General features: G+C 40.9%; 23 protein-coding genes, 1 tRNA gene and 1 pseudogene. 17 read left to right on the forward strand and 8 right to left on the reverse strand.

The features are described from left to right. Nucleotides 1–395 precede the first annotated feature (395 nt). From V7K21_RS20355 to V7K21_RS20365, 3 genes are all read right to left on the reverse strand, one after another. On the reverse strand, nt 396–962 hold the full coding sequence (locus V7K21_RS20355; protein ID WP_335177060.1) for a phycobiliprotein lyase: 567 nt from the start codon (nt 960–962) through the stop codon (nt 396–398). Nucleotides 963–1,037: 75 nt separating this feature from the next. After that, the gene (locus V7K21_RS20360) at nt 1,038–1,718 is read right to left on the reverse strand and encodes a HEAT repeat domain-containing protein (protein ID WP_335177061.1); all 681 of its coding nucleotides are present in this window, start codon (nt 1,716–1,718) and stop codon (nt 1,038–1,040) included. 288 nt (nt 1,719–2,006) lie between these two features. Then, a tRNA-Ser gene (locus V7K21_RS20365) sits at nt 2,007–2,091 on the reverse strand. A 107-nt stretch (nt 2,092–2,198) separates the two neighbouring features. Here V7K21_RS20365 and V7K21_RS20370 point away from each other — a divergent pair. From V7K21_RS20370 to V7K21_RS20400, 7 genes are all read left to right on the forward strand, one after another. After that, nucleotides 2,199–2,567, forward strand: a complete 369-nt coding sequence (locus tag V7K21_RS20370; protein WP_335177062.1) for a 2Fe-2S iron-sulfur cluster-binding protein — start codon at nt 2,199–2,201, stop codon at nt 2,565–2,567. A gap of 67 nt (nt 2,568–2,634) precedes the next feature. Continuing rightward, nucleotides 2,635–3,180 carry a thermonuclease family protein gene (locus tag V7K21_RS20375; RefSeq protein WP_335177086.1) on the forward strand — a complete coding sequence of 182 codons (546 nt, stop codon included), beginning with the start codon at nt 2,635–2,637 and terminating at the stop codon, nt 3,178–3,180. Between the two features lie 31 nt (nt 3,181–3,211). Further along, nucleotides 3,212–4,024, forward strand: coding sequence for an inositol monophosphatase family protein (locus V7K21_RS20380; protein ID WP_335177063.1), 813 nt, complete (start codon nt 3,212–3,214; stop codon nt 4,022–4,024). Between the two features lie 74 nt (nt 4,025–4,098). After that, nucleotides 4,099–5,049 (forward strand): J domain-containing protein, encoded by a 951-nt coding sequence (locus V7K21_RS20385; RefSeq protein ID WP_335177064.1) that lies wholly within the window; start codon nt 4,099–4,101, stop codon nt 5,047–5,049. Further along, on the forward strand, nt 5,049–6,263 hold the full coding sequence (locus V7K21_RS20390) for an ATP phosphoribosyltransferase regulatory subunit (RefSeq protein WP_335177065.1): 1,215 nt from the start codon (nt 5,049–5,051) through the stop codon (nt 6,261–6,263). Before V7K21_RS20385 ends, V7K21_RS20390 begins: the two co-directional genes overlap by 1 nt. 177 nt (nt 6,264–6,440) lie before the next feature. Continuing rightward, a complete protein-coding gene (locus V7K21_RS20395; protein WP_012407913.1) occupies nt 6,441–6,665 on the forward strand; it encodes an indolepyruvate ferredoxin oxidoreductase subunit alpha in 225 nt (74 codons plus the stop codon). 77 nt (nt 6,666–6,742) lie between these two features. Next, nucleotides 6,743–7,471, forward strand: coding sequence for an ABC transporter ATP-binding protein (locus V7K21_RS20400; RefSeq protein ID WP_335177066.1), 729 nt, complete (start codon nt 6,743–6,745; stop codon nt 7,469–7,471). 1,315 nt (nt 7,472–8,786) lie between these two features. On the opposite strand, the gene V7K21_RS20405 is transcribed toward V7K21_RS20400, so the two are convergent. After that, nucleotides 8,787–10,109: a hypothetical protein gene (locus V7K21_RS20405; protein WP_335177067.1), complete on the reverse strand. Its 1,323-nt coding sequence runs from the start codon at nt 10,107–10,109 to the stop codon at nt 8,787–8,789. Nucleotides 10,110–10,660: 551 nt separating this feature from the next. Between V7K21_RS20405 and V7K21_RS20410 the strand changes: the two genes are divergently transcribed. Together V7K21_RS20410 and V7K21_RS20415 are read left to right on the forward strand one after the other, a co-directional pair. After that, complete coding sequence (locus V7K21_RS20410; protein ID WP_335177068.1) at nt 10,661–11,383, forward strand: carbonic anhydrase; 723 nt, start codon at nt 10,661–10,663, stop codon at nt 11,381–11,383. 604 nt (nt 11,384–11,987) lie between these two features. Then, a complete protein-coding gene (locus V7K21_RS20415) occupies nt 11,988–13,496 on the forward strand; it encodes a UbiD family decarboxylase (RefSeq protein WP_335177069.1) in 1,509 nt (502 codons plus the stop codon). An 88-nt stretch (nt 13,497–13,584) separates the two neighbouring features. Here the strand turns inward: V7K21_RS20415 and V7K21_RS20420 are convergent, their stop codons facing one another. Both V7K21_RS20420 and V7K21_RS20425 read right to left on the reverse strand, forming a co-directional pair. Beyond that, nucleotides 13,585–14,181: a TauD/TfdA family dioxygenase gene (locus V7K21_RS20420; RefSeq protein WP_335177070.1), complete on the reverse strand. Its 597-nt coding sequence runs from the start codon at nt 14,179–14,181 to the stop codon at nt 13,585–13,587. A gap of 173 nt (nt 14,182–14,354) precedes the next feature. Beyond that, a complete protein-coding gene (locus V7K21_RS20425; protein WP_335177071.1) occupies nt 14,355–14,621 on the reverse strand; it encodes a hypothetical protein in 267 nt (88 codons plus the stop codon). Between the two features lie 288 nt (nt 14,622–14,909). Here V7K21_RS20425 and V7K21_RS20430 point away from each other — a divergent pair, with 288 nt between their 5' ends. After that, nucleotides 14,910–15,449 carry an SH3 domain-containing protein gene (locus tag V7K21_RS20430; protein WP_335177072.1) on the forward strand — a complete coding sequence of 180 codons (540 nt, stop codon included), beginning with the start codon at nt 14,910–14,912 and terminating at the stop codon, nt 15,447–15,449. A gap of 310 nt (nt 15,450–15,759) precedes the next feature. Further along, nucleotides 15,760–17,397: a tetratricopeptide repeat protein gene (locus V7K21_RS20435; RefSeq protein WP_335177073.1), complete on the forward strand. Its 1,638-nt coding sequence runs from the start codon at nt 15,760–15,762 to the stop codon at nt 17,395–17,397. A gap of 129 nt (nt 17,398–17,526) precedes the next feature. Here the strand turns inward: V7K21_RS20435 and V7K21_RS20440 are convergent, their stop codons facing one another. Continuing rightward, nucleotides 17,527–19,437, reverse strand: a complete 1,911-nt coding sequence (locus V7K21_RS20440; protein ID WP_335177074.1) for an acetate--CoA ligase family protein — start codon at nt 19,435–19,437, stop codon at nt 17,527–17,529. Between the two features lie 317 nt (nt 19,438–19,754). On the opposite strand from V7K21_RS20440, the gene V7K21_RS20445 reads away from it, so the two are divergent. The 3 genes from V7K21_RS20445 to V7K21_RS20460 all read left to right on the forward strand — a co-directional run bounded on the left by V7K21_RS20445 (nt 19,755) and on the right by V7K21_RS20460 (nt 23,262). After that, nucleotides 19,755–19,958, forward strand: coding sequence for a hypothetical protein (locus V7K21_RS20445; RefSeq protein WP_069074004.1), 204 nt, complete (start codon nt 19,755–19,757; stop codon nt 19,956–19,958). A 359-nt stretch (nt 19,959–20,317) separates the two neighbouring features. Further along, nucleotides 20,318–21,172, forward strand: a complete 855-nt coding sequence (locus V7K21_RS20450) for a cyanophycinase (RefSeq protein WP_335177075.1) — start codon at nt 20,318–20,320, stop codon at nt 21,170–21,172. Nucleotides 21,173–22,179: 1,007 nt separating this feature from the next. After that, nucleotides 22,180–23,262: a tetratricopeptide repeat protein gene (locus V7K21_RS20460; protein WP_335177076.1), complete on the forward strand. Its 1,083-nt coding sequence runs from the start codon at nt 22,180–22,182 to the stop codon at nt 23,260–23,262. 130 nt (nt 23,263–23,392) lie between these two features. Here V7K21_RS20460 and V7K21_RS20465 read toward each other — a convergent pair whose 3' ends face one another. Further along, the gene (locus tag V7K21_RS20465; RefSeq protein ID WP_335177077.1) at nt 23,393–24,091 is read right to left on the reverse strand and encodes a phosphoribosyltransferase; all 699 of its coding nucleotides are present in this window, start codon (nt 24,089–24,091) and stop codon (nt 23,393–23,395) included. A gap of 188 nt (nt 24,092–24,279) precedes the next feature. On the opposite strand from V7K21_RS20465, the gene V7K21_RS20470 reads away from it, so the two are divergent. The 3 genes and pseudogenes from V7K21_RS20470 to V7K21_RS20480 all read left to right on the forward strand — a co-directional run. After that, nucleotides 24,280–24,960, forward strand: coding sequence for a uracil-DNA glycosylase (locus tag V7K21_RS20470; protein ID WP_335177078.1), 681 nt, complete (start codon nt 24,280–24,282; stop codon nt 24,958–24,960). Nucleotides 24,961–25,039: 79 nt separating this feature from the next. Further along, nucleotides 25,040–25,276: a ribbon-helix-helix domain-containing protein gene (locus V7K21_RS20475; protein ID WP_335177079.1), complete on the forward strand. Its 237-nt coding sequence runs from the start codon at nt 25,040–25,042 to the stop codon at nt 25,274–25,276. Between the two features lie 50 nt (nt 25,277–25,326). After that, nucleotides 25,327–25,575 (forward strand): annotated as a pseudogene (locus V7K21_RS20480) (type II toxin-antitoxin system PemK/MazF family toxin); the annotation flags it as partial. Nucleotides 25,576–25,591 lie beyond the last annotated feature (16 nt).

Below are 25,591 nucleotides of genomic sequence, written 5' to 3' on the forward strand. Positions count from 1 at the left end.
TTTTAAAAGTGCTTTTTGCAGTTTTGTGAGCAGAGGGTAAATAAGAAATATATCCCCTGCCCCATTGCTCAAGACTAGGGCTTATGCCCTGTACAAATTAGTCATGGTATGCATTTCACAAATAGGTCGTTTCAGGCTTTTATTAATTCTATAAAACGCGACACTAGGTATACACAAATCTCATTAGCAATTTATGGTTTATCAAATAGCCCAATCAAACCTCACCCCGGTTGTGCTAGGCAAAACCTGTCCCCCTTCGTAAGTTAAAAGAGGGATGTCAGTTAGGACAGGGTGAGGTTTTATTTACCTTAATCTTGTAAAAAAGGACTTTTGGGTAATCAGATAACTTATGTGTACACCGTAGCTAGGGAAAGGGAGATTATTTCGTATTACAACTAACTTGATACTGAATTAGCCGCTTTGTCAGCCTTCGCAGCTGGTGGAAAGCCACCCATACGAATCTCAGAAGTGAAGGAAGTGATACTAAATCCACCGAAATTCTTGAGGACATTTACCCGCATTCGCAAATTGGGACTAGCAAACCACACGCGCTCCTCTAACGACATGGTTTCATTTTCTGTAGTTAGGATCAAGGCACCATCACTGTCAAATTTATAGTGTCCGGCTACTGGGCTTTTATCAGCATCAAGTATTTCCTGTAGTAACTTACCTTGGACCGGATTATCTGCATCGGGTATCGAAACTAACACAGTTGAACCACTGTGTTTTGCTTCATCCTTTTCCATTGTGCCATTCCAGGTAATTTTGATCGCACAAGAGGCGAAACTAGGATTAATTTTGTCCTGTTGACATAGTTTGATCACTTCTGGATGATCTACTGCCAGCGTCTCAATAATGATGTCTGACTTGCTATTTTCAGATTGGTTAAAAGCCAAATGTTGACTAGTCCGATGAGAAAACCATTTGCCAGCGCTTAACTGAAAAAATTCTTCAATATTCATGAATGAAATTACCCTGCATCAAAATGCTAAAATTCCCACTTAATTATTATTAAAAGGTAGCAGGAGGCTTTAATATTAAGCTTGATTGTCTATTTCCTCAAGCTTCTTGAGGCCAATTCTGGCTGCCTCAGCAACGTTGAAATGATTGTCTTTTTCTAGGTATTTTAAAGCCGAGACACTCTTGGGAGTGGGAAGATTTCCCAAGGCTTCTGCCAAACGCTGCCTTACTATCCAATCATCTGATTGGGCGAAGCGCAGGATATTATCAACAGACTCAATATCTTTAATTTCTCCCAGTGCAGAAATTGCAGCTTGTTGCAACACGACTTCTTTGCTATCCAATGCCTGAATAAGAACCTGATGGGCCCGAGGGTCTTTAATGTTACCTAGAGAAACGGCTGCACTAAAGCGTACTAGCCAATCAGTATCTTCATAAAACGCCCGTGAAAGCACCTCAAAGGCTCTGGCATCACCCAAATATCCTAAGGCACCAGCGGCATCAGCGCGTATACCATAATCTGGGTCATTTTCGAGAATTCTTACCAAAATTGAATAACATTCTGGCGTCGGCTTGATTCCCAGAGCAAATATTGCCATCGAGCGCAGTTGCAAAGATTCGTCATCTAGTACCTTTTTAATCAAAGGGACTGCATCCTCAGCGGGAACATGACGCAGATTGGCAAGGGCTACCATGCGATCGCGCAAATTCTGACTTTCTAACTGAGTAGAAATTTCTTGTAAGCTTAGATCTGCCATTTAGTTCAAAGCGTTTTCTTTACTTATCTTAATTTACCTGATCTGTTCATCAGGCTGTCACCATAGTGAAGTAGGAGTTTGGCGACTTTACAAAATGCTTCGATTATGAGGGAAAAATAAACAAATGTTACTTAACGCTAAATTGTTTGAATTTAGCAGTCAGATTTAACACTTGATCGTCCTTCCAAAGCAATTTTAAGAATATATTTAGCAATATCCTGCTATTTATTCAACCTGACGATTTGTATAAGTCAAGTTGAAACTATATATTTATACTAAGTTTCAGAACGGAGAGGGAGGGATTCGAACCCTCGTTAAGTTTCCCTAAACAGACTTTCCAGGTCTGCGCCTTAAACCGCTCGGCCACCTCTCCAGGTGCCACAAGTTCCGATTCTACTATAAAATCCCAGAAAATGCAAAGATAAAGAAAGATATTTTTAGGTTGAATTTGAAAGTCCCAATCCCAAAACGCAAATTTAGATGTCCCGTACATACACAATTAGAGTTCGCGATCGCGCCACTGGCAGAACATACACCCTACAAGTGCCAGAAGACCGCTACATCCTGCACACTGCCGAAAAACAAGGGGTGGAACTGCCGTTTTCCTGCCGCAACGGGGCTTGCACCACTTGTGCGGTGAGGGTATTGTCAGGAGAAATTTACCAACCAGAAGCGATCGGATTGTCGCCAAATTTACGTCGGCAAGGTTATGCCTTGTTGTGTGTGAGTTACCCCCGTTCTGACTTGGAGGTGGAGACACAAGACGAAGATGAAGTCTACGAACTCCAGTTTGGACGCTATTTTGCTAGGGGGAGAGTTAAAGCGGGTTTACCCTTAGATGAGGAATAAACAATTCAAAATCACCGTACCCCTACTCAACCAACTAGCAAGAGCTGCGACCAGAGGAGAAGTTCTCATGCCTGTGCGCTTTGGTGACTGGGTGCGAAAAATAGCCATTTTGGCTTGCTTATTGCTTTTGGTGAGTTGTCAAGGTAAAAACCAGCTGCCAAACAATCAGGCTGAGGTAAAAGTAGCGCGGGTAGTTAGTGGGCAAAGTTTGGAAGTGTTAGGCATGGCTGAACAACCAAATTTGATTTCCCAAGTGCGGTTAGTTGGTATTGATGCACCAGATTTGCGACAGCGACCTTGGGGGGAAGAAGCAAAAGAACAGTTAGAAAATCTAATTGGTGGTGCAGAACAATCGGTAACCCTGGAGTTTGATTTAGAAGCAAAAGACAAAATCGGGCGAACTCTAGCTTATGTGTGGAAAAATAAGGTGTTGTTAAATGAAGAATTAGTGAAACAAGGGAATGCAATGTTTACTGGGCGATCGCCTAACCACAAATATGATCAGCGTTTAGAACGTGCCCAACAATGGGCTAGACTTATGGGCCAAGGAATCTGGAACCCTGAAAAACCCATGCGCCTTACTCCCGCCGAGTTTCGCCGCCAAAATCTTTAAAGAGTGGGCACAAAGGAGACTACTAAACCCAATGACAAATCTACAAATTTTTCTAGATATTGCTACAGAAGCGGCCTTAGCTGCTGGTGCTATTTTGCAAGGTTACTTGGGTAAGTTGGAAGACGCAATTGTTGAAAAAGGACGCCCTGGTGATTTAGTCACTGCTGCTGATAAAGCCTCAGAAGAGTTGATTTTAGAAATTTTGCGTCGCCACTTTCCCCAACATTCTATCCTCGCGGAAGAATCAGGGAAATTAGGTAATCAAGAGAATGAATACCTTTGGGCAATAGATCCTCTAGATGGCACAACCAACTACGCTCATCAATACCCATTTTTTGCCGTTTCCATCGGGCTGTTAATTAATGGTGATCCGCAAGTTGGTGTAATTTATGACCCCTTTCACAATGAGTTGTTCCGTGCTGCTGCTGGCCTGGGAGCAACGCGTAACCGTCATTCCATCAAGGTTTCGGCAACCTCGAAACTGAGTAAGAGCCTTCTGGTAACTGGATTTGCCTATGATCGCCGCGAAACCTCTGATAACAACTACGCAGAATTTAGTCACCTCACCCATCTTACCCAAGGAGTCAGACGTAGTGGTTCTGCATCACTAGATTTAGCGTATGTTGCCTGTGGACGTGTCGATGGTTACTGGGAACGGGGACTTTCTCCTTGGGATATTGCCGCCGGGATAATTTTGGTACAAGAAGCTGGGGGCAAAGTCACCGCCTACGATGGTACTCCCGTCAAAATTGAGTCAGGTAGAATTATTGCAACAAATAGTTATATTCACGACTCTCTTAGTAGCGAACTTTTACAAGTTCCACCACTGTCAGCATGGGTGTAGCAGATGGGGGCTTTCCCCCCAACTTTGGGTAAACTAAAAAGAATCTAACTGCTCCTTTGGTGCAAAACCTGTATATGTCTTTCAAAATAGATCGTGGATTATTTAAATATGATTTCATAGATCATCACGCAGTATTATGCGTTCCAGTTGATGCGGATGTCAAAGAGATTCGCAAACGCTATCTCAAAATTGCCCGCCGCTTACACCCGGATAGTAGTTTTACTGAAAGTGATGCACAAAAACAGCTAGGAAACGAATTGTTATCAAAGTTAGTGAACCCAGCTTACGAAAAACTTTCTGGCGATCGCACTCGCGCTGAATATATTCTAATTTTGTCGCAAATTGGCAAGCGTCTGGTACAAGAGTCTACTTCGGTAATTCTAAACACTGACTTGGGAAAACAGTTAGCTGATACCGCCAATATCGATCATTTCTATAAAAGTGCGATCGCTAAACTAGCCCAAACCCAATATGATTCTTTAGAGCAAGCGCTGCAAGTCATTGCCCAAGTTAGTGAGTTGAATTTAGTCTATTTAATGCGGAGTGGGAGCAAAGCATCGGCACCGCCGCCACCATCTGCTCAACCCAAAGTCCAATCAGGTACGTCTGAGCCAAATACACCAAAAAATACACCACCAGCGCCAGCAAAAGAAGACTCGATTGTAGAACAGTATGTTCGTCGCGCTCAATCTTTAATTGACAAAAACCAATTTATCCAAGCCAAAGTAGAGTTGCAGGATGCCCTAAAGCTAGAACCTAAAAATAGTCGCTGCCATAGCTTAATTGCAATGGTGTATTTAAGGCAAAATCAGCTAAAAATGGCAAAAATTCACTTTGACAATGCTCTAAAATTAGACTCCAATGACGAAATAGCTCTGCAATGGAAACCTAAAATAGATAAGGCTTTAGGACAACAACCTAGTGAGCATAAGGTGACTTCATCCCCCAATAATAGAGATAAGCAACCAGATAAATCTGGTAGTGGTGGTTTGTTCGGTGGTTTGTTTGGTGGGAAGAAAAAATAATGGTGTATCAACCAGCAGCGGGAGCCAGGGATTTATTGCCCTTGGATGTGGAAAAAAAACGCTGGATTGAAGATCGGTTACAGCAGGTGTTTCACCGTTGGGGATATCACAGGATTATTACCTCGACTTTAGAGCGCATGGATACTCTGATGGCAGGGGAAGCAATCCAGCGTCAGATGGTGATTCAACTACAACAAAATGGCGAAGATGATGAATTAGGGCTGCGTCCAGAATTAACAGCATCCATTGCTCGGACTGTTGTCACTCGGATGGCAAGTCTGCGTTATCCGCAACGGTTGTACTACAACGCCAATGTGTTTCGCCGTACTTGGGAAAGTAGACACAATCGCCAACAGGAGTTTTATCAAGTTGGGGTGGAGTTGTTAGGTGCTGGCGGATTACTGGCAAATGCAGAAGTACTACTATTAGTAGCAGATTGTTTGGCAGCACTGGGTTTGCAGGAATGGCATTTAATTTTAGGTGAGGCGGGAATTACCCGATCACTTCTGAGTGCCTTTCCTGCTAATTTACAGGATAAAGTTCGCAGTGCGATCGCTCATCTCGACCGCATTACTATAGATACTTTACCCCTAAGTGACAAACTACGCGATCGCGCCCGAATCATCCTGGATTTGCGCGGGCCAAGTGCAGATGTGTTACAAAAAGTCAGTAGTTTGGATCTAGATGAAGAACAGCGAGAGGCAGTAAATAACCTCAAATCCCTAGTAGAATTACTGGAATCAGAGAAAAAATTTCCCTTAATCCTTGACCTCAGCCTCATTCAGACCATAGATTACTACACTGGTATTGTATTTGAAGTTGTCACAGATACCGAATCGCAACCCAGAGTTTTAGGGCGGGGTGGTCGCTATGACCAGCTTTTGGGGCTATATCATCCTCAAGGAGAAAACACCCCCGGAATTGGTTTTGGACTCAATATCGAAGATTTATACCAAGTTTTGTTGTCTACCCAGCAATTACCACAGATAATCCCAGCGAGTAACTGGTTGGTAGTATCAGAGACGCCGAGTGCTAACGCCTTTGCCTTTGCCTACGCGCAAAAACTCAGAGATTCTACTGATTTGGTGCGGGTAGAAATTGATTTGGGGGGAAGGGATGCAGAGGCTATTCGCCAATATGCACGCGATCGCAGCATAGCCCAAATTGCTTGGATTAAAGCTGATGGTTCACCAAAAATTGAATCATTGCGTTAAGTTGAGTTGAGCATTGGGCATGGGGGTCATTGGGAAGAAACAAGGGAGACAAGGAAGAAACTTGTTCAATAATTCTCCCTTGTCCCCCTTATCCCCCTCATCTCCCTTTGCCTCCCTCACTCCTCACTCCCCTGCTAGGCTAGAAATAGCCGATACAGAAAAGAGGGAATCGAGAACATGCCGCACACAATTGTTACAGAAGTCTGTGAAGGCGTAGCTGACTGCGTAGATGCCTGTCCAGTAGCTTGTATTCATGATGGCCCAGGCAAAAATGCCAAAGGAACAGATTGGTACTGGATTGACTTTGCAACTTGCATCGACTGTGGTATATGTCTCCAAGTTTGCCCAGTAGAAGGGGCGATTCTTGCAGAAGAACGACCAGAGTTGCAAAAAACTCCGTAATAGTCCATAGTCAACAGTCAATAGTCAATAGTTATGTTTGACTTGACTGTTGACCAATGAGAAATGATAAATGACAAATGATAAATGACTATTTACTAGACATTCAAAATGTCCACGCTGGATACATCAAAGATGTAGATATCCTGCAAGGTGTAAATTTCCGGGTTGCACCAGGGGAATTGGTAACAGTGATTGGCCCTAATGGCGCTGGTAAATCTACTTTAGCAAAAGCAATTTTTGGGCTTTTAATCCCCCACACAGGCACAATTACCTTCAAAGGTGAAAACATCGTGGGGCTAAAGTCCAATCAAATCGTCCAACGAGGAATGTGCTACGTACCGCAAATCGCCAATGTCTTCCCCTCTCTCAGTGTTGAAGAGAACTTGGAAATGGGTGCTTTTGTGCTTAACGTTCCCCTGAAACCAATCAAAGATAAAATATTTACCATGTTCCCCAGACTGAGCGATCGCCGTCGTCAACGCGCTGGTACTCTCTCTGGAGGAGAACGCCAGATGCTAGCGATGGGCAAAGCTTTGATGTTGGAACCTAGTTTGCTGATTTTGGATGAACCATCTGCTGCTTTATCCCCTATGTTGGTGACACAAGTCTTTGAGCAGATTAAACAAATTAATCAGACGGGTACTGCGATCGTATTAGTGGAACAAAATGCCCGTAAGGCTTTAGAAATGGCTAATCGTGGCTATGTACTGGAGTCGGGACGCGATGCGATCTCTGGTTTTGGTCAAGAACTGTTGAATGACCCGAAAGTGGGTGAGCTATATCTAGGAGCAGGTAAGAGAGATTAAATAGTTGCTAGCTATGGGGAACCAAAAAGCATATTGACACCAATGAGCTTTTTCTGTGCCCTGAAAGTGCGGGTCTATTTACTATCAAAGAATCATTAATAAAAGCCTGAAAGGGCAAGATAAAACAGTGAAGATTATAAAAGCCAAATATTTGCAACTATAAACCCAAAAGCACATTTACTTTCACTCAAAGAACATTGCAGCACAAACAGCCATTGTAATAATTTCTGCATCGCTCATCTCGATAAGACAACCTTCATGATCAGCGACGCCGAATAGCCCGCTGTAGGCATCGCCTTCTCTTCGAGACGCTACGCGAACAAGAGATTATCAGTGATAGCATAAACAGTAATTATTTCATTTAACATATGCCCCTCCTAATTTTCTGACTGGAGGGGATTTTATTACTTAAGTGACCTGAAGTGATCGCTTGGCAGCATAACTAGCATACTTGGGTTAATGCAAAAGCTATAACAATTCCTGCCACTGCCGCGACCGTCATTTTCGATGCTCAAAGAATTCTCCCCAATAATCTTTGCGTTTCTAATCACATCTACAGCGAGTAAAAAGGTAAAACAGGACATTCATTCAGGAAAAAGTGACCAGAACGTAAATTACCGGGATCTGCCAAAACCCTCATTAAAGAGGAATGCATAGTGAGCTTCCTATATATATATAAATAGGACTTATGCAGAAAAGATCCCCTAACCCCCTGAAAAAATTGGCTTTTAAGATCCCCCCTTTTTAACGAAAGCCACTTACTCAGAGGGGTTTCCTCAAGTGGACGATCGCGTGGGCGGGTCTTTTGACTTAAGCGGACTGGCATCAAGTGGCATGGGTTAGGAGGAGTGCGCTTCGCGCACACTACGCGAACGAGGTTTCAGGTTTTCAATGCGTAAGTCCTAATAAAGCTCTGCATCACTTTTTGATGTACTGCTGAATTACAACAACTCCTGCAAAGCTGCGCCAGAGGAAACCTTGGGCGTTTTTGCATGGAATAAAAACGCCTATGTTTCCCCTAATCAAAATTGATTGAGTGCTTTTGGCAATTTGGCATCCAAAATTTTTCTATTGCAGTTTTAATTGAGATATCAGCAGGGTTACTGGGACATTGAGAAAGTTCTACAAGGGATCGATTCCCGTCTCAAAAATCCCACCCAATGGCCAGTTGTTGACTTTTGCGCTCTGTGAACTACCCTTTTAGGGTGGATGCAGTAAACAAGCACGAACGTCACCGCTTCACCACAACTGGCTAGAAATCAAACAGAAAACACATAGTTAGGCAATCGGATCATACCAAAGTGATCGCCACCATTTATTGAGCCTCTAGCTGCCTTAGTTTATTATTTGCTGACAGTAGTAACTCTTGAGCTTTTAGATAAACTGTTGTGCCATTTTGGACTTTTCTTAATTGATTAATAATACTCTGCAATTGGCTCAACACCCGATTGCGCTCCACATCATGAGCATCAGCAGGAATTGAAGCCAGCAACCTTCCGATTTCTTGTTGCGCTGCGTCTATTGCCTCCACAGCATCCGCCTCAGCTTGCCGCCTGATTTTAACTTGACCTAAATTAGCCTGGTAAATTGCTAATAACTTCTGTGCTTCGATATAACCCGCCACGTCTTTTGAAGGAATCTCTTCAAGCCGCTCAATTGCCTCTATCCACAAATTTTCTATCTGTTGCCATTCAGTTACGGTGTGCGGCGGATTTTGACCAGCTTTGGCAGCTTGCCAGGAAAACTGCCGGGCTGCGGTGATTAAGGCACTGATGCGATCGTTCCCAGCTGCCAATCCAACAACTTCCTGAAACTCATGCTTATAAGTATTTAGTTGATTTTGTACAGTTTTTCCTGCTAGGGTTTGACCAGGAATCTGCTCTAATTGATTAAGCGCCGTCTGCCAAGCAGCTGTTGCAGTCTGTTTATCAGTTACTGTTGCAGCCCGTTCATATTGCTGTTTTGCATTTAAAAGGGTCTGCATATTATCGGTAAGCAAGGACTGAGCATTCTTTTCCTGAAAAACTTTAGCTTCTAGCTGCCCAACTTTACTCCGAAATGCATTAAAACCATAGATGCTAAAGCGCGAGTCGTACCACCAATATCTGTATTCTGACCAATCGTTGACAAAGGAAGTTGGCAACTGATCTAGATGTTTTTGTGTTTCTTGTAGCTTCTGTTCTCCCAAAGCCAAATCAGCTGGACTAGTAGCTTTTTCAATCAATTGTTCAGCTTGCTCGACTGATACCAACGCCTGTCGATAGTGATTATCCATGCTGATGTAGCTGGGTAACAACAAAAAAGGCGCATGGAGCATCACCGGACGGCGAATTACCGGGTAAGGCTGATTCGCCACCCAAATTACACCAATGGGAATGCCTATAAGTATTGCTATCCAAATAAGTCTACTACCTATACCCCGCTTGGCTTTGCTATGCAGTTGCTGAGGGGAGGTTTTGAGAACCCGCCTCTCTAACTCCATTTCATGCTCTAATTCAGCAAGGTTTTTGGGGGTTGATGGTGTTGCAGGTTTTTTCTGCACTACAGGTTGAAGGCTTGGGGCAGACGGATCTATCCCAGAGCTATTTTGAGGATTTTTACGTAGAAAGTTCCAGTTTATTTGGTTTAAAAAAGTCATATCTATAGCCAGTACTATGTTAATTGTTCCCAAAAAATAGAGGAAATACAAACAATAGCTCGTTTTGGCTTTTGAGACGAATTATACTCTTTCGTAACCAGAAGATAATATGTTGGAAAAACTATCTTAGTTATGACTCAATACCTTAGGTTAGTGATACTTTACCCAGGAAGAATCCCCCCAATCCACGCCAGTTGCTGATGAGGGAAACCCTCTTCTTTACGAGAGGCTCCGCTAACGCGGAGCCTCTCCCTTTGGGAGAAGACCGTAGTGGCTCCCTTTAAAAAGGCTTGCTCTAATTTAAGGAGGGTTACGGGAGGATCAAGCCTTAACTGAGCGTATTAGGTTATGGCTAACTCTAGCTTTAAATTTGACAGATGATATCGAATTTCCTTGATACACATAATAGTCAATCTGTATAGTGTATAAGTTCTAAATTCCGATGTAATGTGAAGATTAAATGACTCTTAAATCGTGTAAAAGGGTACTCTTACATCTTGCTTGAGTCTGATATCTTCCAAAGAGCAGCTTTGTTGTTGTCAGGTAGATTGATGAGTCGAATTAATGGATTTGTAGGGCGACGTGATTTCTTAAAATTCGTAAGTGTGGTAGGTATTGCGGCTACTGCTTTTGGTGATAGTTTTTGGAATACAGAGCAAACTGCCGTTGCTGATATTCATCCAGTTAACCCTAATCTAATCAGTCCTAATGAAGCTATCAGACGCTTGCTTGATGGCAATCAAAGATTTATCCATCAAAAACGTAAATACCCCGATCAATCATTAGAACATCTGCGATTAGTTGCTAAAGCTCAGTATCCTTTTGCCGCCATATTGGGCTGTGCAGATTCCAGAGTACCAGCAGAAATCGTCTTCGATCAAGGGCTTGGAGATTTATTTGTCGTGCGAGTTGCTGGTAATGTCGTCAGTGACACGGTTATAGGTAGTTTGGAATACTCTACAGCAGTATTGGGTTCGCAGTTAATTGTGGTTTTGGGTCATAAAAGATGCGGCGCAGTAGCAGAAGCAATCAAAAATGAACCACTTCCCGGTAGAATTGGTTTGATTATTGAGGGCATCAAACCATCTGTAGAAAGAGTAAAGTTAAGAACGGGTGATAATATGCAAAATGCGGTTATAGCTAATATTCAATATCAAACTGAAAAATTGCAGGAAAGCTCAACAATTTTAGCCAAATTGCTCCGTGAAGCTAAACTAAAAATTGTTGGTGCTTGTTACGATATTGACACTGGTGAAGTCAACATTATTACTTGAAAATCTCACACATTTTAAGCGTATAATTTTTAGTTTAATGATATTGCAAAAAATTATTATTTATAAAACACTTTCTCTTAATAATCTTGAAAAATAATCAAATTAATTGCTTAAATTAGAAAACTATTCCTTATACCATTTTACGAAATACCTCTTACATATACATTGGTAAGGGTGTACAACTGTACGCTTTTACAGTTAGGCTACGCCAACGCAAACTCACAAAAATTCAGAAAAATCTAAAAGCAAAATACAGATCAAACTTGTAATAAATAAACCCAGCAGGGGACATATAACAAGCCCGCCTGCCAGGAAGGTATAGTATATTCTAGCCATGTTTGATCAGGTTAACGCTTATTTGTAAAAATAATTGCGTATCCCTAGATACAATAACTAAATACTTTGGAAAACACAGTTAAGAAAAGTTACTAAATAGGTTAATTTCCAATTAAAACCAACAATTTCCAAAATGGGAAGATGAGGGGACAAGGGGGACAAGAGAGAATTATTGAATAAGTTTCTTCCTTATCTCTTCCCAATGCCCAATGCCCCATAATATAAGAAAGCGCTTCACACTTCTTAAATAATCAGCTTTATTAAAACAATGGCCAGAGACTTGCGGGGATTCATTAAAATTTTAGAACAGAAGGGACAATTACGGCGAATTTCAGCTTTAGTTGACCCAGATTTAGAAATTGCTGAGATTTCCAACCGAATGCTACAAAAAGGTGGCCCAGGGTTGTTGTTTGAAAACGTCAAAGGCGCTTCCTTTCCGGTGGCGGTGAATTTGATGGGAACTGTGGAAAGGATTTGCTGGGCGATGAATATGCAGCATCCAGAAGAATTGGAAAGTTTGGGGAAAAAACTGGGTATGCTACAACAACCAAAACCGCCGAAGAAGATTTCCCAGGCGATAGATTTTGGAAAAGTACTGTTTGATGTGGTGAAGGCGAAACCAGGACGGGACTTTTTCCCTGCTTGTCAGCAAGTTGTGCTTCAAGGTAATGATTTAGATTTACATAAGTTGCCCTTGATACGTCCCTATTCTGGTGATGCTGGCAAGATTATCACGCTAGGACTGGTAATTACCAAAGATTGTGAGACGGGTACACCCAATGTAGGTGTGTATCGCTTGCAACTACAATCTCAAAATACGATGACAGTTCACTGGTTATCGGTACGGGGTGGGGCGAGGCATTTGCGAAAAGCGGCCGAACATGGGAAGAAATTAGAAATTGCGATCGCACTTGGTGTAGATCCTCTAATTATCATGGCAGCTGCTACACCCATTCCTGTAGATTTATCAGAATGGTTGTTTGCAGGACTGTATGGTGGTTCGGGTGTGCAGTTGGCGAAGTGTAAAACCGTAGATTTGGAAGTTCCCGCAGATTCAGAATTTGTCTTGGAAGGAACGATTACACCTGGAGAAGTTTTACCTGATGGACCCTTTGGCGACCACATGGGTTATTACGGCGGTGTGGAAGATTCGCCGTTGATACGTTTTGAGTGTATAACGCACCGGAAAAATCCGATTTATTTAACAACATTTAGCGGCCGTCCACCTAAAGAAGAAGCGATGATGGCGATCGCACTAAATCGCATTTATACTCCCATTCTGCGGCAACAAGTATCAGAAATTGTCGATTTCTTTCTACCAATGGAAGCTTTGAGTTACAAAGCGGCAATTATTTCTATTGATAAAGCATATCCGGGACAAGCGCGACGGGCAGCTTTAGCGTTTTGGAGTGCTTTACCACAATTTACATACACAAAATTTGTAATTGTTGTGGATAAAGACATAAATATTCGCGATCCGCGTCAAGTGGTGTGGGCAATTAGTTCCAAAGTTGACCCAGTGCGGGATGTATTTATTTTGCCGAATACACCTTTTGATACGTTGGATTTTGCCAGTGAAAAGATTGGCTTAGGTGGACGCATGGGAATTGATGCAACTACGAAGATTCCGCCGGAAACAGACCATGAATGGGGTTCGCCTTTGGAATCTGACCTAGATGTGGCGGCGATGGTAGAGAGGCGATGGGCGGAGTACGGTTTGGCAGAATTACAGTTAGGAGAAGTAGACCCGAATTTGTTTGGCTATGATATGAGGTAACGTGTTAGATAGAAATTGGTAAAAATCTCTGCTGGCTATCAAATTAACTGATTTTTATCAGTCAAACTTACCCAAAAGTAACAAAATATCAGAATGAAAAAGCTGGAGAACATAGCCTGATATAAATATCTCTTTGATCATCAGCAAAACCTCTTCTACCATGAAGTATTCTTGTATTATCAATCATTAAAATATCCCTTTTTTGCCACGAAATTTCCGTGGTTATTTTTTCAGCAATTTCATTAAGTTCACAGAGAACATCTTCAGGAATTTCTGAATCGTCCTCAAACTTAAGTATTTTTGGGCTTAACTGCTTTGTGGGCAATAGACTATTAATAAATACTTGATACTTTCCACATCTGCTGGGGATAATGGCTGAAGAAATGTATTCAAGTATAATTGATTGATCATCATTTACTGTCAAATGTGTATTATTCTTCTGACACATCTCTTCTAGTGTATTCAAGTTATTGGTTTGGTATTTTTTCTGCCAGTCCTCTTTAAATATCCGAACAGTAAATTTTAACTTATTTTTGCTGAATAACTCTTTGGTTGAACTACTAATTTGATTAAAAAATTGTCTGCCATCACATACCGTAGTTTCACCATCTTCTAATGGTGGATTAGCACAGAAAAACCACAGCATAAGTGGGATATTTTGCTGATAATACATTTCTCCATGCAACTTAATTTCAGACTTAAAATCATTTACGCTTAAGAGGATGTTTGAAAAGTCCTAAAGTATACTAAAAACCCCACTTCCATTCCTCTCCCTCACTTCTGAAAGGCTTTTAAACCCCTATTCTATTGTAGGGAAGGGGACTAGGGGGTTAGGTTTTAGAGTACCAAAAATACTTTTCAAACAACCTCTAAGAGAGTCTGATCTCCATTAATTACCCTTCTACTGAATGCACCACCAGCATAATTTATAAAATCGATACTCAAGAGATTGGTAAATTCTTTAAAAATGCCAGTATCAACATCAAACCCTCTAAAAAGTAAAATTCCATTAGATTTAAACAGGCTAATAACTTCTTGTTTGTCTAATTCTAAAATACTGACATGATCGAGATTAATAATCTCTTGACCTATGCCATCTGATATGGGCTGTATCTTGATATTCATATAACTTAATAAAACTATTTCAAAACTTTAACTTACTGTTGGCGTTAACAACACCATATACTGGCATTTTAATGCTCAATCATGTCGTTGTGTTGCATTTCTCTGCGTAGGCGTAGCCCGTCGTAGACATCGCAGGACTAAATTTTGTAAAATTATAAGTGTTATTACAGTACTAAAATCTCTTTTAGGGAACTACGTGACAAAGTTAACCCTAATTTATTTAAGTAAACCGTAAGATATAAATGAAACTCCATATATAAGGATTAATGCCAAATAATTGTAAAAATTATGACAGAAAGACTAAAAAATCCAGCATCAAAATTAGTGATAGGATTGGCATTCAGTTGTATTACTGTAATGCTCAATATAGGTATAGCTAATCAAATAAGTTTAGCAAAATCAACTAATTCTCAAAAGTGCAATATTCTTGCCTACGTCACCGATACAGATGCACAAGGTTTAAATATGCGGAGTGGTGCAAGTACAAATAACAGAATTCTAGGGCAAATACCCATCAACGAAACAGTTGAGGTTATTGGTGCTGCTAGAAATTGGGTACAGATTACTAATACTAATGATGGTTTTCAAGGAACTGGATGGGTATTTGTGTCGAAATTAGGTTTAACAACGCGGGGCTACGGTACTAATGGCGTGGATTTATATGCTACTACCAGTCAACAAAGCCTAAAAGTGCGAAGAATTCCTGCGAATACGGTTGTTAAGTTGTTAGGCTGTCAGGGAGATTGGGCGCAGGTAGAATATCAAGGTGTTAAAGGTTGGTTGACAAAGGGAGATCAATGTGGCGCAGCCCTTACGAGTTGTTCTTAGAACCCCACCCCCAACCCCCTAAGAGCAGGCGAGGAGGGGAAACTGGACTCAGTGAAAGGCTTTGGCTTGGGGTTCTGATTTTGAGTCATTTGTACTCTTGGTAGTTAGCTAATTAATATTTCATGTATTATTCCCAGCGATCGCACTTTTCCACCCCTCCCTAGCAGTCAAAATGGCATAATCAGACATGGCTGCACTTTAAGAATTAGATAACAGTTTTTGAGGGAATGTCACTCAAGCTAATTAAAAGGTTTACGCCGAATGGATATTTTAATAGAATAATCTCATTAAAAGATTCGCAGAAATATAAATGGACTGGATTACACTACTGCGATCGCTACAATCTGATTTTATTAAAAGGTTAACATCTGGTTGTCTGCTTCATTGTGAAACAGAAGGTCAATATAGTGAATTAACTATAATCTCTGGAGAGAGATTAAAGGCACTACGGGAATTTTGCTGGCTGATGGCTGAGAAATATAAGCGTGTTTCGCCAGTCCGTGACGTTTTTATTAGCTATCTCAAAGGAAAGTTGGGTGAGGAAGTTGTCAAAGAACGTTTAGCTGATTTTATTACCGAAGTCGATTATGAAAAGCGATTCGGCGGCGATGGTAATATAGATTTTACCTTGACTTCTGACCCATCTATTGGTATTGAGGTTAAATCTCGTCATGGTCGGATTGATAGAGTTAGATGGTCAATTAGTTCTGAAGAGGTTGAAAAAAATGCAGTTGTAGTTTGCATTTTGATTCAAGAAGATGTGAGTGAAGCACAATCTGAGTATCACCTTTTTTTGGCTGGCTTTCTGCCAACCCAGATGATTAAGTTGAAGACTGGGAAAATTTCATTTGGGATAGAACAATTACTGTATGGTGGTGGTTTATGGTGCTATCTCGAACAATTACAATCTTCTATAAATAATTATTATAAGCAACAACCATCAATTTACAAATATTTTCCCAAGCAGGAAATTGCATCGAAGCCAACTAATAATCAGTTGCTCAAATCTTCCTTTCAACCTGAATTAGAGAACTCTTTACAATATCGTGATGAAGATTTAAATATACTTTATGTTAAATTAGGTGATGAATGTTTTGAAAAAGGAGAATATTTGAATGCGATCGCTAACTATAATCAAGCGTTACAAGTTAAATCTAGCGATGTTGATTTATATTATAAACGAGGTTTAGCTCACTATCAAATAGGAGATTATGAAGCGGCGATCGCAGATTATTCTCAGGCAATTCAGATGAATATTCATGACGCTAAATATTACAATAAACGAGGTTTAGCTCTGTCTCAACTGGGGCGATTAGAAGAAGCAATTAATGATTATACCCAGGCTATCATAATTAATCCTAATGTTGCTGTGGCTTATAAAAACCGGGCTGAAGCTCGTTCTCATGTAGGAGATAACCAAGGAGCAATTGAGGATTATACCCAGGCTATTAAAATTAACCCCGATTATGCTGATGCTTATAAAAACCGTGGGATTGCTCGTTATTTATTAGGCTCTCAACCGGTATTTCTTCAAGCAATCAAGATTAACCCTAAAGATGCCATCGCTTATAAAAAACGTGGGAATGCTCGTTCTGATTTAGGAGATTTTGAAGGAGCAATTGAAGATTATACTCAGGCAATACAGATTAATCGTAATTATGCCGATGCTTATTACAACTGTGGGAATGCTCGTTCTGATTTAGGAGATTTTCAGGGAGCAATTGAAGATTATACTCAAGCAATACAGATTAATTTAAATTATGCAGATGCTTATTACAATCGTGGCAATATCCGTTTAGAAATAGCAGACAAACAGGGAGCAATTGAAGATTTTCAAAAAGCCGCAGACATCTATCGTCAAGAAGGTAAACTAGAAGCACTCAAAGATACACGACAAAGAATATTAGATTTAGAAATAGAAGAATCATTAGATATTTTAAAGTTCTAGAAAATCGATTAATTCAGATAATTAGCAATTTTTAGCTAGACTCCAGATCCCCGACTTCGTAAAAGTTGTCGGGGATCTAACTTTTCAGTAAAATTCAGAAATATTAGGTTGAGCGCCTATTTACTTAGCTTACAAAATCGCTCCACTTTCTTTCAAATAAACCCGTGTAAATGGTTCATCTTCAGCCAAAGTATAATCTTCAATCAACCCCTTGCGACGCACAGAAATGTCGTTGCCTTTTCTAATCACCACAGTAGAACCATCGAAGACATCCCGCACTAGGATCATCTCAGTTTCGGTGGGATTATCCAAAACTACGATATTACTACTCCGGTAAAACATCCCCTCTTCATTTAGGATGTCTTCCGCATACTCGGCAATCAGCAGATCAAGTTTTGGATGACGCAGCAAAGTTTGGACGTTGCTATTGTAATTTTTGCTTAATACTTTTTTCGAGCGATTCACAAAAACTGCATCACGACAAACAGCGCCTATTGTCCAGTCGGGATGTTGCAAAAGGATATGGTCAATCGTTGATTGCAGTTCTTCAACTGAGATTTTATTAAAGGTAATAATCGGTATCCTAGCATCTGTACCCGACTCAAAAAAGGTTTCTAAGATATGGGAAGGCACATCAACGCTTTCACCAACAGAAGGTTTTAGATGCATTAAAACGCCTGGTGCAGCGTTGATTTCCAAGATGGCAAAGTTACTGGACTTCCAAGATTCTGAGAGACTTTTGGTAATCACATCAATACCAAGGCAAGTCAGCTGGAAATGTTGGGCAATATCTTGCGCCAAGATAATATTGTCAGCATGAACTGTCTGGGTTGCATCGATGCTTATACCTCCGGCTGAAAGATTGGCGACTTTACGCAGGTAAACAGTGCGTCCCTTCTCAATCACACTGTCTAATGATAAGCGCTGTTCGTTTAGGTAAAGTTCCATCGCTTCATCTATCTGAATTTTACTCATCGGCGAGGTGGGTGAGTCTAAACGTGCAGGTTTGCGGTTCTCTTGGCGAATTAATTCTGCAAGCGTTAAATACCCATCACCGACAACCGATGCTGGACGGCGTTCTGTGGCGGCGACGAATCTACCATTGACACACAACAAGCGAAAATCCGATCCGGAAATACTTTTCTCAACAATTATCCGAGTTAGCTGGTCTTCGGGAATCGCTGCCAGTGCTCTATTATAAGCAGATAGCAGTTCTTTTGAGTCTTGTACGTCAGCCGTAACACCAATTCCTTTGTGACCTACCACTGGCTTAACTGCCACTGGGTAACCAATTTGTCTTGCTGCCGCCAAGGCTTCCTTTTCAGAAAAGACAATATTGCCTTCAGGGACTGGGAAACCCAAAGTTTTTAAAAATGCCTTACAGTCATCTTTGCGGGTGGTAAACTCAGAATCTAGATGACTATCACAGTTAAATGTCGTTGCTACCCCCCGGACGTGTTTTTTTCCCAAGCCGTACTGCATCAATCCTTCTTCCCACAAATAAAAGGCCGGAATACCTTTTTCGTAGGCTGTTCGCAATAGAGCGTAAACCGTGGGGCCACCATAGACAGATGCGCGGAATCTATTTTGCAACTTCACTAACTGCTCATCAAAGGTAAAGTCTTCGTCTTGAGTAATGGCTTCAAACCAATCCCAAACAAAATAAGCTACTTCTCTAGTTGTGCGTTCATGTAGTGATTGGACACTAATCCGCACCAAATCTGGATATGGCTTAACACTCCAATGGTTAAGGTGCAAATCCATGTCCAGTTTTCCGACTTCGGACACAACTTGGGCAAATAAATGAGCATAAGATTCATAGGTTTGGCTGCCCAGGTGTGGATAGCGATCGCCAATCCTTGCAATATAATCTTCAATGGGCAAAGGCTCTCTAGAGTCAATTAGAGCAAAGTCAAATACTAGCGCCCCTGTATCTAAATAGGGGTTGGACCCAATATAATGCTTGAAGTTGAAAATATCGAATACATCCGTTCTTCTAGCATTAATGCGGACTAAATCACTGCTTTTTTGTAGAACCATTGATTACAAACCTTTGGCTAAACACCCCGAAATGTAGATGCTGAGTTATGGTTACTCAGACTTATTTATTGTAGATTGATTCAGATTAATTTTGAAGAGTGATGGCAAAGCCATTGATCTAATCAGAACTCACCTTAACCCTATTGGTAAGCATTTTCAACTATCCCAAGGCATAATTAAACCCCTTTTCTTCAGCAAAGAATAAAGAACAGTCTATTCATCCTTATGATGAGTCAAAAATATGACCTTTGAAAGGTGCAACACTCACCAAATTATTTGTATAATTAAATATACGGTGTTGAAAAGACAGCAAAGGTATGAATAGCACACAAGCTGCTCTAAGAGATGAAATTCGAGAACTTGCTGAGGAAGCTTTTCACCAAAAGCTGATATCTGGGCATGGTGATGGGGCAGACATGAATGAGTATCAAATTGTCTACCAAGGCAAACCCAGGCATCTCCCACTAGAACAAGCACGTTTTTTCTTAACAAACTTGCTTTACAGAAGTCGCATTCATTAGGACTTGTTATTAGATATCTAATTGCACCCAGCCAGAGTTAATACCAAATTACTCACGATCACACGATAAATCTCCAATCCATAATTAGCGATATAGCCAACAATGCCTCTATAAAATACCTCTAAAGGCAGTTGGCGTTATGGTTTTTTTTAGTAAGGGAAAATTAATTTTGATGAGAGTTATTTTTAGGGAATTTTCCGGAAAAATCTTTTGGTCTAATTGCGATGTCTAACGACAAGCCGCTTTGCGTCTACGCAAATTTTAATACTACTTCTATCAGCTAATCTACCAAAGGGATACTTGTATAATTTTAATTGTCATGGTTTAGTGAGATTTATGAACTCAAATTAGGGGGCATCATGGTACAGAGTAATATCAAACGGCAGTTGGTAATTATTGGGGGAGCTGAAGACAAGGATGGAGATTCCATAATTCTGCGGGACTTTGTGCGACGCTCTGGGGGTATCAAGGCGCACATTGTAATTATCACGGCGGCGACAGAATTACCAAAAGAAGTGGGAGAAAATTATATTAGAGTATTTGAGCGGCTGGGAGCCGAGAATGTTCGCATCATTGATACAGAAACGCGCGAAGATGCATCTTCATCTACCGCATTAGAAGCAATTAATAAAGCAACTGGGGTATTTTTTACTGGGGGAGACCAAGCTCGGATTACCAGCATCCTCAAAGATACCGAAATTGATACGGCGATTCACAAACGGTTCTCTGAAGGTGCAGTTATTGCCGGCACCAGTGCGGGTGCTGCTGTGATGCCAGATGTAATGATTGTGGAAGGCGACTCAGAAACACATCCAAGGATTGAAGCTGTCGAAATGGGTCCTGGTCTAGGCTTCCTACCAGGGGTGGTAATTGACCAGCATTTTTCCCAGCGCGGACGCTTGGGACGCTTAATTTCAGCTTTGATACTACAGCCTGCTGTTTTGGGATTTGGTATTGATGAGAACACCGCTATGACAGTGACAGATAACCAAATTGAAGTGATTGGTCAAGGCGCTGTCACAATTGTTGATGAATCAGAAGCTACATATAACAATATGGGCGAAATTTTGAAGGATGAGTCTTTGGCGATTTGCGGAGCAAAGCTTCATATTTTGCCACACGGCTTCAAATTTGACTTGAAAACCCGTCAACCTATCCTAAATAATGGCTCTGTTGCAAATCTCTCTGTACCTGTTGGTGCAACCAACACCTAACTTTTAGCAAGTGCATTTAAATTGAGTAAGTAATTAAGACTTGAAGATTAGTTACATTTATCTCTTGAATATCCTCACAATTACTCCCAGAAATAGCGGGCATAGCCCCGCTTTTTCCGGAGGAAAGGGGGGATTAATTATTAATATTCCTTATCTTAACTTCAGCGAACTCCTACAACTAAGTAAGTAGGTAAGAATCAATCAAACTATTTATACAATGTAAGACAACTTAAGCTTGTTTATAGTTTATAGTAAAGGCTTCAGCCTTACAAATTAAGTAAATTCAAAGTGGTAAGTTGAAAAACATTTAATTTGCATAACCGAATTAAATGTTTTTCAACTTATCAGGGATATCTTACTTTCCACAGGCAATGCAGAAATTGTTGAAAACTCCCCATCGATTTTTACTGAGGTTGCAAAGCCGATGGTAGTGGTAAAAATATGCTAGGAAAAATTTTAATGCAGGTGCGTAAAATCCTGTACCATACATACAGTGCAGATGTTGAAAATAGAACTGTTAAATAATATTGTTGCTATGAATGCTTGCCTCAGTATCGACATTTATAATTCAAATTGAAGGAGAGATAGGCAATTAAAGGTGTGAAACTAAGATTACTACGCTCAAACTTCTAGTAGTACATTGCCTTGAAAAAATATTTTTATACCTTCTAGTTTTAAAGACACTAAAGACACACTCGCCTAAACTTCTGAAATGTAGATTATTGTTGAGTAAGTAAAAGCAGCAATTCTTCACAGGATTGACACTCTGCGGTCTAAAGACGTATTTATCTTTGAAAGTTGCCTATTGGCTAACTAATAACTATAGTTATTACTCTTCATGAGTGATTATCTCAAAGCCTCAATTAACGATTCAATAGCGAAGCGATCGCTTCATTGATAAAGTCTCACCCCTGCTTAACCTACGCTGTGCTAAACCAACCTGATGAAAGATACCTTCTGGTTTTGGGAACACTAGATTTACCAGCAGACTTAACAGGAAGGGGTTGATGTCTAAAGGCGAATGGAATAACAGATCGAAAAATACAGTTCCCCTGCAATTACCTATAACATACCTAAAATCAGTGAAGCGTAATACAATTACCCATGAATTTGACTCTGGTTCACAAGCAGAAATACTACCTCCACAGGAAAGTGACGACAATTTATCGGAAGCGTCCAAGCTACTAAGGCAAGCAATTCAACAGCAGCAAGCTGGTGAATTCCTTACAGCGATGAAATCTTTACAACAATCCTTGGGGCTGTTTCAGGCAATTGGGGATTTGCAAAAACAGGCACAGGTACTTTGTTTTTTAGGATTGGTAACTTACAGCGCCGGAGACTACAAGGGTGCTATCTCTCACTCGCAACAGTGTTTGTCTTTGCTCAATAACACCTCAGATTTAGCATTGCAAATGCAAGCACTTTCCCATTTAGGCAATTCATACCGTCACCTAAATGACCATAGCAAGGCTATTGAGTTTTTGGAAAAGTGTTTGAAAATAACGCGACAGCTGCAAGACAAACGGAGTCAACTGGCTGCACTGAATAATTTGGGATTGGTTTATAAAGCTTTGGGTAACTTTATACAGGCAATTGAGTATCAGCAGCAAAGCCTAGAAATTGTACGGGAACTCAAAGATAATTGGAGCGAGGAACAGGTACTCAAGAATTTGGGTAATGCTTGGTATGCTTTGGACAATTACCCAAAAGCGATCGCCTACTATGAGCAATGTGTAGTAATAGCACGCTCCTTAAAAAATGTTCGTAGTGCTTCTCAAGTGCTAAAGAATCTAGGTAATGCTTGTTATGCCTTATATGATTATGTCAAAGCCATTAAGTATTATGAAGAGCGATTGCAATTAGCTAGAGAAATTCAAGACAACCGTAGCGAGGAACAGTCTTTAGGTAGTTTAGGAGTTGCTTGTGAAGCTTTGGGTGACTATAACAAAGCAATTACATATTATGAAGAACGTTTACTGTTAGCTAGGAGTATGAAAGACCGGCGCAGTGAAGAAGAAGCTCTTGCTCGTTTGAAAGCTGCTTGCTATGCTTTGGGCGATTACGCCAAAGCTATGCAATACCCTGGTTGACTGACAAATATGAATGCGTTGCACCCTAACTCGCCCTGCAATAAATTGATTGCTTATAGCTCCAGTCCACTAAAGTGGACTGGATATACTTTTGAGTCTACTAAAGTAGACTTAAGCTCAAAATTTAAAATTACTCGCACAGATCCATTCCCCCCATTGTCTTTTGTTGCTGAAGATATTTGATAACTTCTAATGTATCTACTTGAGGAAATTGGGCGTAAAAATTACTCACACTCCAGAAGGGTTCGGGTGTTTGCAAGACAATTGTGCGATCGCCCCACTGTTCTAACCAGGGTAGCAATTTTTGTGGCGCTACTGGAGTACATAGCCAAACTGCTGCTGGAGAAAGCGCTTTGATAGCAGTTGCCGCTACCGCTATTGTCATACCTGTGGCAATGCCATCATCAACTAAAATGAGCGTAGCATTCTCGGCATTCACCTGCGGACAAACAGGAATTAATTGAGCTTCAAGAGACTTAGCTTGCTTGATGGCTTTATTTAAAGCTACTTCCCGCCACCGCGCATCATGTTTAGGGCGAAATAGCTTTTGATCAGTCCAAAGAACATTTCCAGAAGTAGTCACTGCACCAATTGCTAACTCGGGATTTTCTGGATGACTTATCTTTTTCGCCACAATAATAGTCAACGGACAATCCAAAAGACGGGCTATTGGTGCTGCTAATGGGACACCCCCTCTTGGCAAAGCATAAACAATTGGTACAGGCTTTACCCCAGAATCAATAGTTTGCTGAGTTAAAACATCATGAATCACTCGCGCCAATTGCTCACCCGCATGGGTGCGATCGGCAAAAAGTGGGGTATGTGACATGGTTTCCCCCAGCATTTTAGGACGGCACTACTTTTATCATGACTGAATTTTGTCTCAAATTAACTGATACAATAAGATTTGTATAAATAATAAGTAATCAGCAAAAGTCTATTTATTCTGATAAATCTGCAACAAAAGCGGTATTTAACTCAGATATGACAGGTGCTAATACCAAAATCTTGATTTTCATGAGCAGCGAAACACAACTCAGCCTCTTCGACGACTCAACCTTTAGCCAGCAAGAACTGATTCCCACGGACGCTAAAATTCCGATCGCTCCGGGAACATATTCTGGCATCACGGAGTTGACACAGGATTGCGATCGTTGTCACCGTTGTGCATTGGGAGACACTCGGACTCATGCTGTTGTCGGACGCGGCAATCTCGAAGCACCAATCATGGTTATAGGGGAAGCGCCTGGTCAAAATGAAGATGAAACGGGTTTACCATTTGTAGGCAGATCAGGGCAGTTGCTAGAGAAAATTTTGGCATCTGTAAATCTGACTATTGAGCAGGATGTATACATTGCCAATATCAATAAATGTCGCCCACCAGATAATAGAGTTCCCACTCCAACAGAAGTGGCAGCTTGTCTACCCTACTTACTAGAGCAAATTCGCCTAGTTGACCCCAAAATAATTTTGTTAACCGGTGCAACTGCTGTCAAAGGCATCACTGGCGATAAGCGGGGGATTACGAAAATTCGCGGACAGTGGCTGGAGTGGGATGGGCGTTTATGTATGCCAATTTTTCATCCTTCCTACTTGCTGCGTAACCCTTCTAAGGAAAGAGGTGCGCCGAAATGGTTGATGTGGCAAGATATCCAGGCAGTGCGGGCCAAGTTAGACGAAATCCAAAACAACAGCTAATTTGGTAAAATTGCTCAAAATCTATCCAATTTCAGAGATCACACTGTCGATAATCTTTGATTTCGTTACAAAAGTAGCAATGAAAACTGCAATTTCACTTCCAGATTCAATTTTTGAAGAGGCAGAAGCACTGGCTATACAGTTAGGGGTATCTCGTAGTGAACTTTACACAAAAGCTTTGAAAGCATATTTGCAAAAATATAACCGGAATCAGATGTTGAATCAACTGAATAAAGTTTATTCTGAAGACTCCTCTGAACTAGATCCAGTATTGGCAAAGTTACAATTTATGTCCTTGCCCCGTGAGGATTGGTAGTGGATCGCAAAGAAATTTGGTAGGCAAATTGACCTGAACCAGTCGGTTCCGAACCTGGGTATCGTCGCCCTATTTTGATTGTTCAAGATAATATTTTTACTCAAAGTCGTATCAGCACTGTAATCGTCGTAATCATTACCTCTAAAACTCAGTCAGCAGAAGCACCAGGTAATGTTTTGTTAGCGCGTGAAGCTACAGGTTTACCCAGAGATTCTATAGCTAATGTGTCTCAAATTTTTACTGTTGACAAAAGGTTTTTAGTAGAGCACGTTGGATCACTACCAGAACATCTGCAATAAGAAATAGACGAAGGAC

The sequence above is a fragment of the Nostoc sp. genome (genome assembly GCF_036919595.1).
Classification (GTDB): domain Bacteria; phylum Cyanobacteriota; class Cyanobacteriia; order Cyanobacteriales; family Nostocaceae; genus Nostoc.

What these genes read in the sequence shown, in the direction of transcription:
- V7K21_RS20355 (WP_335177060.1), bottom strand. Translation starts at nt 962, where the DNA reads ATGAATATTGAAGAATTTTTTCAGTTAAGCGCTGGCAAATGGTTTTCT.
- V7K21_RS20360 (WP_335177061.1), bottom strand. Translation starts at nt 1,718, where the DNA reads ATGGCAGATCTAAGCTTACAAGAAATTTCTACTCAGTTAGAAAGTCAG.
- V7K21_RS20370 (WP_335177062.1), top strand. Translation starts at nt 2,199, where the DNA reads ATGTCCCGTACATACACAATTAGAGTTCGCGATCGCGCCACTGGCAGA.
- V7K21_RS20375 (WP_335177086.1), top strand. Translation starts at nt 2,635, where the DNA reads ATGCCTGTGCGCTTTGGTGACTGGGTGCGAAAAATAGCCATTTTGGCT.
- V7K21_RS20380 (WP_335177063.1), top strand. Translation starts at nt 3,212, where the DNA reads ATGACAAATCTACAAATTTTTCTAGATATTGCTACAGAAGCGGCCTTA.
- V7K21_RS20385 (WP_335177064.1), top strand. Translation starts at nt 4,099, where the DNA reads ATGTCTTTCAAAATAGATCGTGGATTATTTAAATATGATTTCATAGAT.
- V7K21_RS20390 (WP_335177065.1), top strand. Translation starts at nt 5,049, where the DNA reads ATGGTGTATCAACCAGCAGCGGGAGCCAGGGATTTATTGCCCTTGGAT.
- V7K21_RS20395 (WP_012407913.1), top strand. Translation starts at nt 6,441, where the DNA reads ATGCCGCACACAATTGTTACAGAAGTCTGTGAAGGCGTAGCTGACTGC.
- V7K21_RS20400 (WP_335177066.1), top strand. Translation starts at nt 6,743, where the DNA reads ATGATAAATGACTATTTACTAGACATTCAAAATGTCCACGCTGGATAC.
- V7K21_RS20405 (WP_335177067.1), bottom strand. Translation starts at nt 10,109, where the DNA reads ATGACTTTTTTAAACCAAATAAACTGGAACTTTCTACGTAAAAATCCT.
- V7K21_RS20410 (WP_335177068.1), top strand. Translation starts at nt 10,661, where the DNA reads ATGAGTCGAATTAATGGATTTGTAGGGCGACGTGATTTCTTAAAATTC.
- V7K21_RS20415 (WP_335177069.1), top strand. Translation starts at nt 11,988, where the DNA reads ATGGCCAGAGACTTGCGGGGATTCATTAAAATTTTAGAACAGAAGGGA.
- V7K21_RS20425 (WP_335177071.1), bottom strand. Translation starts at nt 14,621, where the DNA reads ATGAATATCAAGATACAGCCCATATCAGATGGCATAGGTCAAGAGATT.
- V7K21_RS20430 (WP_335177072.1), top strand. Translation starts at nt 14,910, where the DNA reads ATGACAGAAAGACTAAAAAATCCAGCATCAAAATTAGTGATAGGATTG.
- V7K21_RS20435 (WP_335177073.1), top strand. Translation starts at nt 15,760, where the DNA reads ATGGACTGGATTACACTACTGCGATCGCTACAATCTGATTTTATTAAA.
- V7K21_RS20440 (WP_335177074.1), bottom strand. Translation starts at nt 19,437, where the DNA reads ATGGTTCTACAAAAAAGCAGTGATTTAGTCCGCATTAATGCTAGAAGA.
- V7K21_RS20445 (WP_069074004.1), top strand. Translation starts at nt 19,755, where the DNA reads ATGAATAGCACACAAGCTGCTCTAAGAGATGAAATTCGAGAACTTGCT.
- V7K21_RS20450 (WP_335177075.1), top strand. Translation starts at nt 20,318, where the DNA reads ATGGTACAGAGTAATATCAAACGGCAGTTGGTAATTATTGGGGGAGCT.
- V7K21_RS20460 (WP_335177076.1), top strand. Translation starts at nt 22,180, where the DNA reads ATGTCTAAAGGCGAATGGAATAACAGATCGAAAAATACAGTTCCCCTG.
- V7K21_RS20465 (WP_335177077.1), bottom strand. Translation starts at nt 24,091, where the DNA reads ATGTCACATACCCCACTTTTTGCCGATCGCACCCATGCGGGTGAGCAA.
- V7K21_RS20470 (WP_335177078.1), top strand. Translation starts at nt 24,280, where the DNA reads ATGAGCAGCGAAACACAACTCAGCCTCTTCGACGACTCAACCTTTAGC.
- V7K21_RS20475 (WP_335177079.1), top strand. Translation starts at nt 25,040, where the DNA reads ATGAAAACTGCAATTTCACTTCCAGATTCAATTTTTGAAGAGGCAGAA.